16 protein-coding genes are annotated in these 16,575 nt (G+C 73.6%); 13 read left to right on the forward strand and 3 right to left on the reverse strand.

The annotated features are described in order from the left end of the window. A partial coding sequence (locus B7P34_RS30600; protein ID WP_435693989.1) for a TerD family protein occupies positions 1-697 on the forward strand: 697 nt, incomplete at its 5' end. A 13-nt stretch (positions 698-710) separates the two neighbouring features. Here the strand turns inward: B7P34_RS30600 and B7P34_RS30605 are convergent. After that, positions 711-1,880: a glycosyltransferase gene (locus B7P34_RS30605; protein WP_106681445.1), complete on the reverse strand. Its 1,170-nt coding sequence runs from the start codon at positions 1,878-1,880 to the stop codon at positions 711-713. A 112-nt stretch (positions 1,881-1,992) separates the two neighbouring features. On the opposite strand from B7P34_RS30605, the gene B7P34_RS30610 reads away from it, so the two are divergent. The 4 genes from B7P34_RS30610 (at position 1,993) to cynR (ending at position 5,116) form a co-directional block, all read left to right on the forward strand. Beyond that, complete coding sequence (locus B7P34_RS30610) at positions 1,993-2,790, forward strand: glutamate racemase (protein ID WP_106681446.1); 798 nt, start codon at positions 1,993-1,995, stop codon at positions 2,788-2,790. Positions 2,791-2,880: 90 nt separating this feature from the next. After that, on the forward strand, positions 2,881-3,486 hold the full coding sequence (locus tag B7P34_RS30615; RefSeq protein WP_106681447.1) for a hypothetical protein: 606 nt from the start codon (positions 2,881-2,883) through the stop codon (positions 3,484-3,486). Between the two features lie 74 nt (positions 3,487-3,560). Beyond that, positions 3,561-4,040: an NUDIX hydrolase gene (locus B7P34_RS30620; RefSeq protein WP_106681448.1), complete on the forward strand. Its 480-nt coding sequence runs from the start codon at positions 3,561-3,563 to the stop codon at positions 4,038-4,040. 131 nt (positions 4,041-4,171) lie between these two features. Next, a complete protein-coding gene (gene cynR / locus B7P34_RS30625) occupies positions 4,172-5,116 on the forward strand; it encodes a transcriptional regulator CynR (RefSeq protein ID WP_106681449.1) in 945 nt (314 codons plus the stop codon). Here the strand turns inward: cynR and B7P34_RS30630 are convergent. Together B7P34_RS30630 and B7P34_RS30635 are read right to left on the reverse strand one after the other, a co-directional pair. Continuing rightward, positions 5,019-5,762 (reverse strand): DedA family protein, encoded by a 744-nt coding sequence (locus B7P34_RS30630; RefSeq protein ID WP_106681450.1) that lies wholly within the window; start codon positions 5,760-5,762, stop codon positions 5,019-5,021. The genes cynR and B7P34_RS30630 overlap by 98 nt on opposite strands. A gap of 90 nt (positions 5,763-5,852) precedes the next feature. Beyond that, entirely contained in the window at positions 5,853-6,197 is a 345-nt protein-coding gene (locus B7P34_RS30635) for a hypothetical protein (RefSeq protein WP_106681451.1), read from the reverse strand. Between the two features lie 512 nt (positions 6,198-6,709). Between B7P34_RS30635 and B7P34_RS30640 the strand changes: the two genes are divergently transcribed. The 8 genes from B7P34_RS30640 (at position 6,710) to B7P34_RS30675 (ending at position 16,539) form a co-directional block, all read left to right on the forward strand. Next, entirely contained in the window at positions 6,710-8,062 is a 1,353-nt protein-coding gene (locus B7P34_RS30640; RefSeq protein ID WP_106681452.1) for an MFS transporter, read from the forward strand. 223 nt (positions 8,063-8,285) lie between these two features. Beyond that, positions 8,286-9,695, forward strand: a complete 1,410-nt coding sequence (locus B7P34_RS30645) for an NADP-dependent succinic semialdehyde dehydrogenase (RefSeq protein ID WP_106681453.1) — start codon at positions 8,286-8,288, stop codon at positions 9,693-9,695. Positions 9,696-9,962: 267 nt separating this feature from the next. Continuing rightward, the gene (locus B7P34_RS30650; RefSeq protein WP_189383189.1) at positions 9,963-10,070 is read left to right on the forward strand and encodes a keywimysin-related RiPP; all 108 of its coding nucleotides are present in this window, start codon (positions 9,963-9,965) and stop codon (positions 10,068-10,070) included. A 77-nt stretch (positions 10,071-10,147) separates the two neighbouring features. Next, positions 10,148-12,010, forward strand: a complete 1,863-nt coding sequence (locus B7P34_RS30655) for a lasso peptide isopeptide bond-forming cyclase (protein WP_106681455.1) — start codon at positions 10,148-10,150, stop codon at positions 12,008-12,010. A 4-nt stretch (positions 12,011-12,014) separates the two neighbouring features. After that, complete coding sequence (locus tag B7P34_RS30660; RefSeq protein ID WP_106681456.1) at positions 12,015-12,272, forward strand: lasso peptide biosynthesis PqqD family chaperone; 258 nt, start codon at positions 12,015-12,017, stop codon at positions 12,270-12,272. A gap of 29 nt (positions 12,273-12,301) precedes the next feature. Then, positions 12,302-12,718: a lasso peptide biosynthesis B2 protein gene (locus tag B7P34_RS30665; RefSeq protein ID WP_106681457.1), complete on the forward strand. Its 417-nt coding sequence runs from the start codon at positions 12,302-12,304 to the stop codon at positions 12,716-12,718. Positions 12,719-12,722: 4 nt separating this feature from the next. Beyond that, the gene (locus B7P34_RS30670; RefSeq protein ID WP_106681458.1) at positions 12,723-14,531 is read left to right on the forward strand and encodes an ABC transporter ATP-binding protein; all 1,809 of its coding nucleotides are present in this window, start codon (positions 12,723-12,725) and stop codon (positions 14,529-14,531) included. Between the two features lie 115 nt (positions 14,532-14,646). After that, positions 14,647-16,539 (forward strand): ABC transporter ATP-binding protein, encoded by a 1,893-nt coding sequence (locus tag B7P34_RS30675; RefSeq protein WP_106681459.1) that lies wholly within the window; start codon positions 14,647-14,649, stop codon positions 16,537-16,539. Positions 16,540-16,575: the final 36 nt, after the last annotated feature.

Raw genomic sequence — 16,575 nt, forward strand, 5'->3', positions numbered from 1 at the left:
GCCGCCGGTGCCGCCGGTCGCCCCGCCCCCGCCCGCCGCGCCGCCCGCGCCCCGGCCCGTGCGCCTGACGAAGGTCACGCTCACCAAGGAGGCGCCCACCGTCTCCCTCACCAAGCAGGGCGGCACGTCCGGGGCGCTGCGCGTCAACCTCAACTGGGAGGTGCGCAAGTCCTTCAAGGGCTGGGGCCACAAGTTCGGCAAGGCCATGGCCATGCACTCCGACCTGGACCTCGACCTCGGCTGCCTCTTCGAGCTGCGCGACGGGACCAAGGGCGTGGTGCAGGCGCTGGGCAACTCCTTCGGCTCCCTGCACCGGCCGCCGTTCATCCAGCTCGACGGCGACGACCGCACCGGCGCGGTGGCCGCGGGCGAGAACCTCACGGTCAACCTGGACCACATCAATGACTTCCGGCGCATCCTCGTCTTCGTGACGATCTACGAGGGCGCCCGGAGCTTCAGCGGCCTGCACGCCACGGTCACGCTGCAGCCGCAGCACGGCGCGCCCGTCGACTTCGCGCTCGACGAGTGCACCGTGCTCTCCAACGTCTGCGCGCTGGCCCTGATCACCAACAACGGCGGCGACCTCGTCGTCCAGCGCGAGGCCCGCTACCTCGTGCCCGACCGCGGCGTCAGTCCGCAGCGCACCCTCGACCGCGCGTACGGCTGGGGCATGAACTGGACGCCGGGCCGCAAGTGACCGGCCGGGCCGCTCAGGGCGCGGCCTCGGGGCGGGCGTACGTCCGTCCCTTCCAGGCCGCGCCCCGGCCCCGGTAGTGCTGGACCGCGGAGTCCACGGTCATCAGCAGGTAGAGCAGGGCCGTGAACGGCAGCAGCGGCGCCAGGAGGAGCGGCTGCCGGTAGTAGCGCAGCATCGGCACGTACGTCCCGGCCATGATCGCCCAGGCGGCGGCTCCGGCGGCGAGGGCCGCGGTCCCGCCGGTCAGGGCGCCCGCCACCACGGCGACCGGCGGTGCCAGGTAGACCACCGCCAGCCCGGCGACGGTCCCGGCCAGAAGCAGCGGGTTGTGGCGGAGCTGGGCGTACGCGCTGCGCGAGACCATCCGCCACAGCATCCCCAGGCCCGGGTAGGGCCGTACGCTGTCCACCCGGTCCGCGAGGCCCAGCCAGATCCGGCCGCCCGCGCGGCGCACGGCCCGGGAGAGCGTCACGTCGTCGATCACGGCCTGCCGGATGCTGTCCGGGACGCCGGCCCGCTCGGCGGTGTCGCTCCGCAGGAGGACGCAGCCGCCCGCGGCGGCGGTGGTCCGCGCGCCCGGCCGGTTGATCCGGCGGAAGGGGTAGAGCTGCGCGAAGAAGTAGACGAAGGCGGGGACGATCAGCCGCTCCCACACGGTCGCCACGCGCAGCCGGGCCATCTGCGACACGAGGTCCAGACCGCCCGACTCCGCCGCCGCGACGAGCTCGCGCAGGCTGTCCGGCTCGTGGGCGATGTCGGCGTCGGTGAGCAGCAGGTACGTGGCGTCGGTGCGCTCCCGGGCGAGCGCCATGCCGTGCCGCACGGCCCACAGCTTGCCCGTCCAGCCGGGCCCGGGCTCGCCCGGGGAGGCGACGGTCAGCGGCAGCCCGCCGCGCTCGGCCGCCAGGGCCCGGGCCAGCTCCCCGGTGCCGTCGGAGCTGCCGTCGTCCACGAGGAAGACCTCGGCCTTCCCCGGATAGTCCTGGGCGAGCAGGGACGGCAGGCTCGACGGCAGCACCTCCGCCTCGTCGCGGGCGGGTACGACGACCGCCACGGGCGGCCAGGCCGCGGGTGGCCTGCGCTCGGGCAGCCGTACGTCCGTACGCCAGAAGAAGCCCTGGCCCAGCAGCAGCCACAGCCACGCGGCCAGGGAACCCACAGTGATCCAAGTCAGCGCGCTCACCCGTGGCAGTCTGCCGCACGGAGGGCGGCCGACCGGGGGTCTTCGCAGGATGCGGAGCGAACGCGCCCGCCCGCCGGGGCCGCCGTTTGCGCCCATCCATTAGAGTGACCGGGTGAAGATCGCGCTCATGGACTCCGGCAACGGGCTGCTCGCGGCGGCCGCCGCCGTGCACCGGCTGCGACCGGACGCCGATCTGGTCCTCTCCTCCGACCCCGACGGCATGCCGTGGGGCCCTCGTACGCCCGAGGACATCATCGCGCACGCCCTGCAGTGCGCCCGGTCCGCCGCCGCCCTCGCTCCCGACGCGCTGATCGTCGCCTGCAACACGGCGTCCGTGCACGCGCTCGCGGCGATAAGGGCGGAGCTAGAGCCGGCGATCCCGGTGATCGGCACCGTGCCCGCGATCAAGCCCGCCGCGGCCGCCGGCGGCCCCGTCGCCATCTGGGCGACCCCGGGCACCACCGGCAGCCCGTACCAGCGCGGTCTGATCCGGGACTTCGCGGCCGGCGTCGAGGTCACGGAGGTGCCCTGCCCCGGCCTCGCGGATGCCGTCCAGTACGCCGACTCCGCGGCCGTGGACGCCGCGGTCGCCGCCGCGGCCGCCCTCACGCCCCGCAATGTAAGGAGCGTCGTCCTGGGCTGCACCCATTACGAGCTCGTCGCGGAGCGTATCCGCGCGGCGGTTCAGCCCCTGCTGTCGCCTGCGGTCCCGCGCCTGACCCTGTACGGCTCGGCGGACGCCGTCGCCGCCCAGACGCTGCGCCGCATCGGTGCCGCGCCCGCCCCCGACGCCACGCCGTCCGGGCGCCTGACGGTGCTGCTCAGCGGCCGCGAGGGCAGCATCGACCCGGCCTCCCTGACCTACCCCGAGGGCCGTTCCCTCGTCGAGGCCGCCGCCGTACGCCCCTGAGCGGGCCGCCGGTCCCTTCCGGCCACCCGATCCGGTGCGGTCCGTGCATCACCCCTGCCGTGGTGGCGGAAGGTGAGTAGGCTGCCTGGTATGAGGGACCATTCCAAGGGCCCGCAGGGCCACGAGGGCGACGAGAACACGGGCGCGGCCGGACCCCCTTCCCCGGCCGACGGCGCCGCGGATCTCGCCGTCTGGACCGGTCGCGCGACCAACCGCGTCCAGTGGCTGCTTGCCGCGGCCGGCGCCGCCTGCCTCGCACTCGGCGTCGAACTGGCCGTCGACAGCGCATGGACCTCAGGTCTGGCCCCTCTCGTCATGGCGGTCGTCGGCTGCGTCGCGGCCGGGCTGCTGATGCTCTACGGCACCCTCGCGTTCGTCCATGTGGCCGTACGGGTCGACATGGAGGCGCTGGAGGTGCGCTGCGGGCACATCGGCGTGCCGCGCACCCGCATCCCGCTGTCCCACGTGGTCGATGCGGACTTCGCCCCGCGCGTCACGCCGCGCCAGTGGGGCGGCTGGGGCTACCGGTGGCGGCCGGAGAAGGGCACCGCCGTCGTCGTGCGCCGCGGCGAGGGCTTCGTGCTCCGCCTCGGCGACGGCCGTACGTTCACGGTCACCGTCGACGACGCGGAGTCCGCCGTACGGGTGATCCGTCGGGCCCTGCGCCTCGCCCCCGGCCGAAAGGCCCCGGCCTGACCTGGGCCTTTTCCGCCGCCCCTGCCGCCACCTGGGTGAACGTCAAGCCTTCTTGGACCACTAGGCTCCTGCCCATGCCCACCCCCGATTTCATCCGAGACCTCCGCGCGACCGCGGGCAACCAGCTCCTGTGGATCCCCGGCGTGAGCGCCGTCGTCCTCGACCCCGAGGGCCGCGTGCTGCTCGGCCGCCGCTCGGACAGCGGCGAGTGGGCGATCATCGGCGGCATCCCCGACCCCGGCGAGCAGCCCGCCTCCGCCATCGTGCGCGAGGTGTACGAGGAGACCGCCGTCCACTGCGTGGCGGAGCGCGTCCTGGTGGTCGAGGCGCTCTCTCCCGTCACCTATCCCAACGGTGACAAGTGCCAGTACATGGACATCTGCTTCCTGTGCCGGGCCGTGGGTGGCGAGGCATGCGTCAATGACGACGAGTCCCTTGAGGTCGGCTGGTTCGAGCCGGACGCCCTGCCGCCCCTGCAGGAGTTCGCGGTCCGGCGCATCAAGCACGCCGTGGAGGGCGGCACCACCTGGTTCGAGGGCATCGGGCAAAGCTGACCGGCCCCGTACGTCCGGCTGGGCGACCAGCCCTGTACGTCCGGCAAGGTGACCGGCTCCGTACATAGGCGGCTGCAGGCGCATCCCGGGGCAGCCATCGACACGGTCTATGGCTGCTTATAGTGGCGCGCATGGAACTGCGCCACCTCCGCTATCTGCTCGCCGTCGCCGAGCACGCGAACTTCACCCGCGCCGCGGAGGCCCTGCACATCTCCCAGCCGACGCTGTCCCAGCAGATCAAGCAGCTGGAGCGGTCCCTGCGGGTCCAGTTGCTCGACCGCTCCGGGCGCACCGTGCGCCTCACCGACGCGGGCGAGGTGTACACGTGCTACGCCCGGCGCGCGCTGCAGGACCTCGCGGCGGGGGAGCGCGCCGTGCTGGACGTGCAGGACCTCTCGCGCGGGACCCTGCGGCTGGCCGTGACCCCGACGTTCACCGCGTACCTGATCGGGCCGCTCGTGGCGGACTTCCACGCCCGGCACGCCGGGGTCACCCTGGACCTGCGCGAGCTGCCGCAGGACCGCATCGAATCCGCCCTCCTGGCCGACGAACTCGACCTGGGCATCGCCTTCAGCGGCACGCATCTGCCGGGGGTGGCCGGCACCGACCTGTTCACCGAGACGCTCGGCCTGGTCGTCGGGCCCGGCCACGTCTGCGCGGGCCGCGGCACCGCGCTGCCGGCCGGCGAACTGGCGGGCCACCCGCTCGCCCTGCTCAGCGGCGACTTCGCGACGCGCCGCCACATCGACGCCTACCTCGCCGGGCACGGTGTCACGCCGCGCATCGCCGTCGAGGCCAACTCCATCAACGCGCTCACCGAGATCGTCGGCAGGAGCGCGCTCGCCACCGTGCTGCCCGACGCCATCACCCGCGGGCCCGCGCACCTGCACCCCGTACCGGTCGATCCGCCGCTGCCCGCGCGCACCGTCACGCTGCTGCGCCGCGAGGCCGCCTACCAGAGCGCGGCGGCGCGGGCCTTCACGGCTCTTGCCCGGCGCTGGGCGCGGGAGCAGGACGGCCCTCCGGAGAAAGGGCTTCCGGAGAACGGGGCTCCCCGGGACGCGGCTCCGGCGTGACGGAGGCGCGGCGCCTGCGGCCGCGCAGCAGCTCGAGGGCGACGGGCAGCAGGGACAGGGCGACGACGGCGCCGACGACGGGCAGCAGGTAGTGGTCCACGTTCGGCACGGCCGAGCCGAGTCCGTAGCCGGCGAGGACGAGGCCCGCCGTCCACACCAGGCCGCCGGCCACCTGCCAGAGCGCGAAGGTGCGCGGTGCGACGCCCAGGGCCCCGGCGAGGGGGTTGAGGACGGTGCGCACCACGGGGACGAAGCGGGCCAGCACGATGGCGCGGGCGTGCCCGTAGCGGCCGAGCAGCTCCTCGGCGCGCTCGGCGCCCTCGTGCAGCTTGCGGCTGCGGGAGCGGGTGAGGAGCGCCCGCCCGCCGCGCCGCCCGAGGGCGTAGCCGACCTGGGCGCCGGCCAGGGCGCCGGCCACGGACGCGGCCAGCACCTGCACGAGGTCCAGGTGCGGTCCGGAGTGGGCCCCGCTGCGGGCCAGCAGGCCGGCGGTGAACAGCAGGGAGTCCCCGGGCAGGAAGAAGCCGATCAGCAGGCCGGTCTCGGCGAACATCACCACGGCGATGCCGAGTGCGCCGAAGGCGGACAGCAGCGAGGAGGCGTCGAGCGGATTGACGGCCAGGGCGGCGGCGGACTGAGCGGGCACGGGGCGTGGCCTCCCTGATGCGACGGCGGACGCGGGGGACTGCGGGGACTTCGGGGGAGCGGTCGCGACTGTAGACGATGTGCGGGGCCGCTACGGGGTCATGCCGCTCGCGCGGGCGATGGCGTCGACCTCGCTCCGGTCGTGCTCGGGGGGCGGCGGGGGAGCGCCGTGGGTGCCGACGACGACCTGCATGCCGTGCGGTCCGAGATATCCGGCGAGTCTCGCGAGCACCCGGGCGAACTCGGGGGTGAGCAGCTCCTTCTCGCGCGGGGAGAAGGGGATGTCGACCCCGTTCTCCCGGTGCACGATCGCCTCGTTGAAGCCCTTCAGGATCCGCAGGAGCAGGGCGTAGGACTCCGGGTCGAGGACGGTCTGGAGCTCGGCCAGGTAGAGCGCGAACTGCTTGGTGCGCTCCAAGAAGTTCCGGTCGTTCATACGGCCATCGTCGCGAAGTCGCCCGCGGCCCGTGCGGCTTTCGGCATCTTCGGGCGGGCTGTGGTCTGAAGAATGGATTCGGCGGAGAAACCGTGTTCTGCTGACGGGAATTCAGTCGCGGTTTTCACCCTTCCGGGGGAACGCCGAACGGCCCGCCGGAGCCGCATCCCGGGTGACCCGGCGGCGGCGTTCATCGCACCGCACCGAACCGCACCTCCACCCCTCGCGCACCGCGCCGCCCCGTGAACGCAATAACGGGGCACGAGAGTTCCAGCTCTCGAAGAGAGAACCGGGCGCAATTCCCTTGTGCCGGTTTACTCCGGGAGCCGCCGATGCCCGGAATCTCACCCTGTTGATAAGAGGTCGGCTTTGCTAACGTATCCGCTGAGTACCCTTCCGGGCGCGGCCGGTGACTGCCGGGCGGAGTCGACCCGATCGCCGGGGAACCCTGGCCCCTGACCGGGGCCGGGGCCCGAGTTGTCCCCTCGCTCGGGCTGACTGCAGGGACGCGCATGAGAACTCTTCGGGCGGTCCGCGAGTGCCCTCTCGCATTGCGATTGCTATTCATCAACCAGTGCGGCATCGATGCCGGTTTCTATCTGCTGATTCCCTTTCTGGCGACCTATATCGGGCATGATCTCGGAATGTCGGCGGCCGTCGTGGGGCTGGTCCTCGGGGTCCGTAACCTCAGCCAGCAGGGCATGTACATCATCGGCGGCACGGCGGCCGACCGGCTCGGTCCCCGCGTCGTCATCATCGCCGGGTGCGCCCTGCGGACCGTGGGCTTCACGCTCTTCTCGTTCGGTCACTCGCTGCCCCTGCTGCTCGCCGCCTCCGGAATCAGCGGACTCGCCGCCGCGCTCTTCTACCCGGCCGTGCGCTCCTACGTCTCGCACGAGTCGGGCGAGCGCAAGGCCGAGGCGTTCGCCCTGCTCAACGTCTTCGCCACGATCGGCTCGCTCGTCGGGCTGCTCGCCGGCAGCGTGCTGTACCTGACCGACTTCCGGATCTGTGCCCTCACCGCGGCCGGGCTCTTCGCGGCACTGACCGTCGCCCAGGCGTTCGTGCTCCCGGCGCGCGAGGTCTCCGCCGGCCACGACCCCATCGTGCGGGAGCTGCGGGAGGTGCTCGGCAACCGCCGCTTCCTGTGCTTCGCCTTCGCCACCACCGGCATGTTCATCATGGAGAACCAGCTGTACATGCTGCTGCCCCACGGCGCGCAGCGCGTGTCGGGCTGGGGCGGGGCCGAGGCCGTGCTGCTGAGCGCGGGGGCGGTCGCCAACCTGCTGTTCCAGTTCCGGATCACCCGGAGCCTGGAGCAGCGCGGGGGCGGCATGCGCTGGGTGGGGGCCGGCATCGCCGTCATAGGGCTCGGCTTCGTGCCGCCGCTGCTCGTGTGCGACGCGTCTCCGCCGAGGGGCGCCGGGGACGTGGTGCCGCGGCTCCTCGTCATGATCTCCGCCTCGCTGCTGCTGTACTTCGGCGGCATGGTCGCCTACCCGCCGGTCCTGGGACTGATCCCGCGGTTCGGCCGCGAGCGGCTGACCGGTACGTATTTCGGTCTGTTCTACGTGCTGTCCGGGGCGACGGCGGCCGGCGGGAACGCCGTGATCGGCTGGGTGATGGATGTCGGCGAGCGCACCGGGCGGGCCTGGCTGCCGTGGGTGTCCTGCCTGTGCTTCGGGCTGGTCTCGGGCGGCGCCGTGGCCTGGCTGTACCGCACGCGGGCGCTGCCGTGCCCGTACCCCGAGGCCGGGAGCGCCGCGGAGGCCGCCGTCCAGGGCGGCGCGGTGCAGGACGCGCTGCGGATGCTGCCCGGCCAGCCGCGCGTCACGGACGACGCCGCGGACCGCCGTACGGGATGAGACCCCGCCCCCGGCGCGGGCCCGCACCGCAGACCCGCCGGCCCCGTACCGCCGGGCGTCCTCGTACCGCTGCGCGCCCCCGTACCACTGAGCGGGCCCTCACCGGACGGGTCAAAGGCTTCCGCCTCCGGGTTGACCCGTGCGCGGCGTGGTACAGGACGGACGGGGCCGGTCCCCGAGAGGCGCACACAGCCCGAGGCATCGAACACGAGGAGGGCACCCCATGCCCATCGCAACGGTGAACCCCGCGAACGGCGAGACGCTCAGGACGTTCGAGGAACTGGGAGCCGAGGAGATCGAGCGGCGCCTGGCCGCCGCCGCGTCGGCGTTCCGGGACTACCGCACCACGGACCTCTCCGAGCGGGCCCGTCTGCTGAACCGGGCCGCGGACCTCCTGGAGGAGGACCAGGAGTCCATCGCCCGGACCATGACCACCGAGATGGGCAAACCGCTGGCCGCCGCCCGCGCGGAGGCCGCCAAGTGCGTCAAGGCCATGCGCTGGTACGCCGCGCACGCCGCGGAGCTGCTGGCCGACGAGCACCCGCCGCAGACCGAGGTCGCCGACTCGGGGGCCGCGCTCGCCCGCGTCCGCTACCGGCCGCTGGGCGTGGTCCTGGCCGTCATGCCGTGGAACTTCCCGCTCTGGCAGGTGGTCCGCTTCGCCGCCCCCGCCCTCATGGCGGGCAACACCGGTCTGCTCAAGCACGCCTCGAACGTGCCGCAGACCGCGCTCTACCTCGGCGACCTCTTCCGCCGCGCCGGCTTCCCCGAGGGCTGCTTCCAGACCCTCCTCGTCGGCTCGCGGGCCGTCGAGGGCATCCTCCGCGACCCCAGGGTCGCCGCGGCGACCCTCACCGGCAGCGAGCCCGCGGGCCGGTCGGTCGCCGCGATCGCCGGCGACGAGGTGAAGAAGACCGTCCTCGAACTGGGCGGCAGCGACCCGTTCGTGGTGATGCCGTCGGCCGACCTCGAACGCGCCGTGCGGACCGCGGTCACCGCCCGGGTCCAGAACAACGGACAGTCCTGCATCGCCGCCAAGCGCTTCATCGTCCACGCGGACGTCCACGACGCCTTCGTCGAACGGTTCACCGCCCGGATGGCCGGGCTCACCGTCGGCGACCCCATGGCCGACACCACCGACGTCGGCCCCCTGGCCAGCGAACAGGGCCGCGCCGACCTCGAAGAGCTCGTGGACGACGCCGTGCGGCGGGGCGCGACGGCCCTGTGCGGGGGACAGCGGCCGAAGGACCTGCCGCAGGGCTGGTTCTACGAGCCGACGGTCCTCACCGGCATCACCCCCGACATGCGCATCCACCGCGAAGAGGCGTTCGGCCCCGTGGCGACCGTCTACCGCGTGGGAGACGTCGACGAGGCCGTCGAACTGGCCAATGACACACCTTTCGGGCTGAGTTCGAACGTGTGGACCGCGGACGTGGCGGAACAGGAGCGTTTCGCACGGGACATCGAGGCCGGTGGCGTCTTCTTCAACGGCATGACCGCCTCGCATCCCGCATTGCCGTTCGGCGGAGTCAAGCGTTCGGGATACGGACGTGAGCTCTCGGGCCACGGCATCAAGGAATTCTGCAACGTGACGACGGTGTGGCACGGGGCGGAACCGGCACAGGGGGCGTGATCCGCCCCCTAAAGATTAACGATTCTTCTCACGGGTTTTTCCGTTTTCGCAGGTGGCGTGAGGGGTTGTGCGCCGGGTGCGGGGCGGAGTGGAGCGCCCCCGGCGCAACCCCATGGCCGCGCCGGAGGCGTTGTGGCGATGTGCTTGTCGTACTTACGGTGGGTGCCGCGGCCCCACCGCTCAGATTTCCTACGGAAATCAGTGGAGTTCGCAACAGGCGCCTGTAGTACGCACCATCATCCCGTTCCATGAAGAAGGAGAATGGTCATGACGTACGAGCGTCCCACCCTCGCCAAGGCCGGCAGCTTCCGCAAGGTGACGGGCATCAAGGACCACGGCCCGAAGGACGTCCTGGGCGGCAAGCAGGTCCTCTGACCTGAGGGCGGGTGGCGGTCTCCGGCCGCCACCCGCTTCTTCTGTCCCGGACCCCGCCGACGGAAGGCCGTGCCCCCATGGATCAGTCCCTGTCGCTCCAGTCCGTGCCCGCCTGGTTCGTCGTCCTGCCGGACACCGCCGCGGCGGCCGTCCCCGCCGCGAAGGCCCTCTCCTTCGCCACCCGCCGTCTGCTCCATGCCTCCGGACGGCCCTGGATCGTGGGCCGCTGGGACCCGGAGACGGCCGTGACGGGCGCGCACCGCGACGCGCGGGTCGTGGTGATCGGGGAGCACGCCGTCCCGGCGGCCGACGCCGAACGGGCGGCCGCCGCTGCGGCCGGCACCGCCTCTCCGCCGGAGCTGGACCGCCTCGCCGGCCGGGCCGGCAGCTTCCACCTGATCGCCTCCTGCCCCGGCCGGGTCCGGGTGCAGGGCGGTGTCGTCACCCTGCGCCGCGTGTTCCACGCCGAGGCCACGACGCCCGGCGGACCGGTGAGCGTGGCGTCCGACCGGGCCGACGTGCTCGCCGAACTGGTGGGCGCCGGCCTCGACGAGCGCCGCATCGCCCTCGAAATGCTCGCCTCGGGCGTGCCGTACCCATGGCACGGCGATCCGCTGTGGCGGGGTGTGCACCCCGTGCCCGGCGGCCACCGCCTGACGCTCGACGCCGCCGGGCGGGCCCGCACCACCCGGTGGTGGTCACCGCCCGACCCCGTCGTCCCGCTCGCCGCGGGCGCCGCCCGTCTGAAGGAAGCCCTCGCCGAGTCGGTCGCCGTGCGCACCCGCGGGCGCGACCTGGTGTCGTCCGACCTGGGCGGCCTGGATTCGACGGCGGTGTGCTGCACGGCGGCCCGCGGCGGCGCCAAGGTCGTCGCCTACACCGCCGCCATCCACGACGAGGCCGGCGACGACGTGTACTGGGCCGAGCGCACCGTGCGGGCACTGGGGAGCGTGGAGCACCACGTCGTACCCGCCCGCGAGGTGGCGATGACGTTCGACGGGATCGACACCCTCCGGGACGTCCTCGACACCCCCAGCATCATCACGGTCGACCGCAACCGCCGCATGGGCATCATCGAAATGGCCGCTGCCCGCGGATCCGGCCTCCACTTCACCGGCCTGGGCGGCGACGAGCTCCTGGCCGGCACGCCCGCCCGGCTGCACACGCTGATGCTCACCCACCCCTTCATCGCGCTGCACGCGATACGGGGCTACGCCGCCAAATACCGCTGGTCCCGGCGGGCGGTGCTGAGCCGGCTCCTGGACCGCAGATCCTACGAGGCCTGGCTCGACCGCCTCGCCCGCGACCTGACCGGGCCGGCCGCCCCCGTGGAGGAGCCGCTGCTCGACTGGGCCGTTCCGCCCCGGATGCCGCCGTGGGCCACGCCCGACGCGGTCGCCGCGGCACGGGAAGTGATCCGCACCCGCCGGACCCCCGCCGGGGCCCGGGGCCGGGACCGCGGCGAACACCGCGAACTGGTCGCCATGGACGGCATCTCCCAGTGGGTCCGCCACATCGGGCAGATGTCCGCGCCCCTGGGCATCGCGGTCTCCGCGCCCTACTACGACGCCCCCGTCATCGAGGCGGCCCTCGCCGTCCGCACCGAGGAGCGCATCACCCCCTGGCGGTACAAGCCGCTCATCGTCGAAGCCATGCGCGGCGTCGTGCCCGAGGCCAGCCGCACCCGCAGCACCAAGGCCAACGCGACGTTCGAGGAGGAGGCCGGGCTGCGCCGCAACCGCCGGGCGCTGCTGGCCCTGTGCGAGGACTCGCGGCTGGTGCGGCTCGGCCTGGCCGACGGGAAGGTGCTGCACGACTGGTGCCGCCGCGCCCTCTCCGCGGAGACCGAGAGCTACCAGCTCCACCCGACCATCGCCTGCGAAGTGTGGCTTCGCTCGCGGGAGATGACGCCCCTGCCCGCCGCCGACCGAAAGGCGTGAACCCGTGCCCGCACTCAAGCCCGGCGTCCTGATCACCGAGACCGAGTACGGCATGGCGCTGCTCGACCAGGAGAGCGCTGAGTACTGGACGCTCAACCCGACGGCCGCCCTCGTCCTGCAGACGGTGCTGGAGGGACACGGCCCGGAGCGCGCGGCCGAGCTCCTCACGGCACGGTTCGACGGTGTCGACGCCGCACTCGCCGGGGAGGACGTCCGCCGCATCATCAGCGAGCTGAACGCGGCAGGACTGCTCACCCCGTAGGACGCCCTGCCGATCTGGAGGCACCGCCGATGTCGACACCGGAAGCGATTCCCTACCACCCCCGCTCGATCCCCCTGGGCCGCCGCTGCGCGGCACGGCTGGCCGTGGGCTGCGCCCACCTGCTGGCCACCCAGTCGCCCGCCCGGATCCGCGCCGTCCTGCGCAGGCTGCGGCGCGGCGCCCGGCCCGCGACGCTCGCCGAGGCGAGCACGGCGCGGCGGACGGTCCTCGCCGTGAGCCTCGCCGCCGGGGGCCACAAGGGGTGCCTGCCGCGCTCCCTGGCCACCGTGCTGCTCTGCCGCTGGTACGGCTACTGGCCGACCTGGTGCGTCGGTGTGCGCAACCGCCCGCCGTTCGCCGCGCACGCTTGGGTCGAGGCCGAAGGGGTCCTCGTCGGCGAAGGCGCCCCGGCCGACTACTTCCAGCGCTTCTTCACCGTGGAGTGAGCCGATGACCGCGCCGCCTTCCGTGGAAACGCCCCGGACCGGCCCTCCCGTCCCCGCGCCGGACGGCACGCCTTCGAGCGGCCCGGACAGGCCGTGGCGGGGGCAGCGGGCTCTGCTGGGCCACCTGCGCCCGCAGCGGTGGCGCATGGCCGCGGGCGTCGCCCTCGGGCTCGTCGGCAGCGTCATGGGACTGGCCCAGCCCCTGGCGGCCAAGCGCGTGATGGACGACATGGGCCGCGGCGCGCCGGCCGCCGGCCCCGTGCTCGTGCTCAGCCTGCTGGTCGTGGCCGGAGCGGCCCTCGCCGGCCTCGGGTACTACGTGCTGCAGTGGTCGGCCGAATCCCTCGTCTGCACCGCCCGGCGCAGGCTGACCGACCGTCTCCTGCGGCTGCGCGTGTCCGTCGTGGAGGGCTCCGAACCGGGCGACCTGATATCCCGCGTGACGTCCGACACGACGCTGCTGCGCCAGACGGCGCCCCAGGCGGTGTCGGCGGCGGTCACCGGCACCCTGGTCACCGCGGCGACGGTCGTCATGATGGGGCTGCTCGACGCCGTCCTGCTGGGCGTCACCCTCGCCGTGGTCGCCTTCGTCGGGGTCGTCGTGGCGGTCGTGGCCCCGCGGATCGGCCGCGCCACGCACGGCACCCAGGAGGCGGTGGGGCGCATCGGGGCGGCGCTGGAGCGGGTGCTGGGCGCCTTCCGCACCGTCAAGGCGTCCGGCGCCGAGCGGCACGAGGCGGCGGCGCTGCTCCGGGAGGCCGAACGCGCCCGGCGCACGGGGATACGGGCCGCGGCCTGGGAGGCCGTGTCGGCGACGACGTCGGCGGTCGTCGTCCAGGTCAGCTTCCTCGTGGTGCTCGGGGTGGGCGGCGCGCGCGTGGCCTCCGGCGCGACGGACGTCTCCACGCTCGTCGCCTTCCTGCTCTACCTCTTCGCCCTCGCCCCGCGCATCGGGCAACTGGTCGAAGGCGTCCGCCAGGTCCAGATGGGGGCCGCGGCGGCGGTCCGCATCGCGCAGGCCGAAGAGCTGGAGACGGAGGAGCAGGAGGACGACGAGCCGGAGGACGTCACGCGGGCGCCCCTCAGCGTGTCGTTCGACCGGGTGAGCTTCGCGTACCGCCCCGGACTGCCCCGCGTCCACCACCAGGTCTCCTTCTCCGTCCCCGCGCGCGGCCTGACCGCGTTCGTCGGCCCGTCCGGCGCGGGCAAGACCACGCTCTTCTCCCTGATCGAGCGCTTCTACGAACAGGACTCCGGCCGTGTGCTCCTGGGCGGCGAGGACGTGCGGCAGTGGCCGCTGGCCCGGCTCCGTGCGTCCATCGGCTACGTGGAGCAGGACGTCCCCGTCCTCGCCGGCACCCTGCGCGACAACCTGACGCTGGGCACCCCCGACCCCGGTGCCGGGGAGCTCGCCCGCGTCCTGCGGCTGGCCCGCCTGGACCTGCTCGCGGACCGCCTGCCGGACGGTCTGGACACCGACGTCGGCCACCGCGGCAGCCGCCTCTCCGGCGGGGAACGGCAACGCGTGGCGATAGCCCGCGCGCTCCTCCGCCGCCCCGGCCTGCTCCTGCTGGACGAGGCCACCTCCCAGCTCGACGCCGCCAACGAGGCCGCGCTGCGCGACACCATCACCGACACCGCCCGCCACACCACCGTCCTGGTGGTCGCCCACCGGCTGTCCACCGTGACCACGGCGGACCGGATCGTTGTCATGGAAGCGGGACGCGTACGAGCGGTCGGCACCCACGCCGAGCTGCTGGAGGGCGACGCGCTCTACCGCGGCCTGGCGAGCACGCAGCTGCTCGGACCCTAGGCCGTCGTCGGGCCGTGTGCTTCCAGGAGCCCCGGGCGCCCGCAGTTACGCTTGATCTCAAGCTTGGTTGAGGTTCTAGCGTGCGGGGGTACCGACACCTCCTGAGGAGAGCCCCATGGACATGGAAGTCACGGCGTGGACCTCGCTGCACAGCGCGATGAACGCCGAACAGGGCCGGAGGCCCCTCTCCCGGGCCACCCTGCGCCGCATCGCGGCGTTCGCGCGGCCGCACCGGCGGAAGCTGGGGCAGTTCCTGCTGCTGAGCGTGGTCACGGCGCTGCTCGCGGTGGCGACGCCGATCCTGGCCGGCCGCGTCGTCGGCGCCATCGTGCACGGCGACGACACCGGGACCGTCATCCGGCTCGCCCTGCTCATCGCCGTGCTCGCCGTGGCGGAGGCGGGCCTGGGGCTGCTCACCCGCTGGCTGTCGGCGACCCTCGGCGAAGGGCTCATCCTCGACCTGCGGACCGCGGTCTTCGACCACGTCCAGCGGATGCCGGTCGCCTTCTTCACCCGCACCCGCACCGGCGCGCTCGTCAGCCGCCTCAACAACGACGTGATCGGCGCCCAGCGGGCCTTCAGCAACACCCTGTCCGGCGTCGCCTCCAACATCGTCACTCTCGTCCTGACGCTCGGCGTGATGCTCAGCATCTCCTGGCAGATCACGCTGCTCGCGCTCGTCCTGCTTCCGGTGTTCGTCGTGCCCGCCCGCCGGATGGGCGCGCGCATGGCCGGGCTGCAGCGCGAGGCGGCCGCCCACAACGCCGCGATGAGCAGCCGGATGACCGAGCGGTTCTCCGCCCCGGGCGCGACCCTCGTCAAGCTGTTCGGCCGGCCCGCGGACGAGTCCGCCGAGTTCGCCGCCCGCGCCCGCGCGGTACGGGACATCGGCGTCCGCACCGCCATGGCCCAGTCGGCGTTCATCACCGCCCTCACCCTCGTCTCCGCGCTCGCGCTGGCCCTCGTCTACGGCCTCGGCGGCTTCTACGCGCTGCACGGCCGGCTGGAGCCGGGAGCCGTCGTCGCCCTCGCCCTCCTCCTCACCCGCCTCTACGCCCCGCTCACCGCGCTGGCCGGTGCCCGCGTCGAGGTGATGAGCGCCCTCGTCAGCTTCGAGCGCGTCTTCGAGGTCCTCGACCTGAAGCCGCTGATCGCCGAGAAGCCGGACGCGCGGCGGGTGCCGGACGGGCCGGTCTCCGTCGAGTTCGACGGCGTGCGGTTCGGCTACCCGTCCGCCGACAAGGTCTCACTCGCCTCCCTGGAGGAGGTCGCCGGCCTGGACACCCGCGGCGGCGCCGAGGTCCTGCACGGCGTCTCCTTCCGCGCCGAACCCGGCCGCATGGTCGCCCTCGTGGGCTCCTCCGGCGCGGGGAAGTCGACCATCGCCCAGCTGCTGCCGCGGCTGTACGACGCCGACGCCGGGACCGTGCGCCTCGGCGGCGTCGACGTGCGCGACCTGAGCGCCGACTCCATCCGGGAGACCCTCGGCATGGTCACCCAGGACGGGCACCTCTTCCACGACACGGTCCGCGCCAACCTCCTCATCGCCCGGCCGGACGCCGCGGAGGAGGAGATCTGGGACGCGCTGCGCCGCTCCCGGCTCGACGGCCTGGTGGCCGCCCTGCCCGACGGGCTGGACACGGTGGTCGGCGAGCGCGGCTACCGGCTCTCCGGCGGCGAGCGGCAGCGGCTGACCATCGCCCGCCTGCTGCTGGCCCGCCAGCGCGTCGTCATCCTGGACGAGGCGACCGCCCACCTCGACTCGACCTCCGAGGCCGCCGTCCAGGAGGCGCTGGCCGAAGCCCTGGAGGGCCGCACGGCCGTGGTGATCGCCCACCGGCTGTCCACGGTGCGGGCCGCCGACCTCATCCTCGTCGTCGAGGACGGCCGCGTCGTCGAACGCGGCACCCACAGCGAACTCCTGGCCGCGGGCGGACGCTACGAGGAGCTGCACCGCACGCAGTTCGCCCGCGCGAAGTCGGACGGGGAGGCGGAGCCCGTCTGCTGAAAACGCAGGGGCCCGTCGGCCGGCGCGATGCCGGCC

It is taken from the genome of Streptosporangium nondiastaticum, assembly GCF_003011965.1.
Taxonomy (GTDB): domain Bacteria; phylum Actinomycetota; class Actinomycetes; order Streptomycetales; family Streptomycetaceae; genus Streptomyces; species Streptomyces nondiastaticus.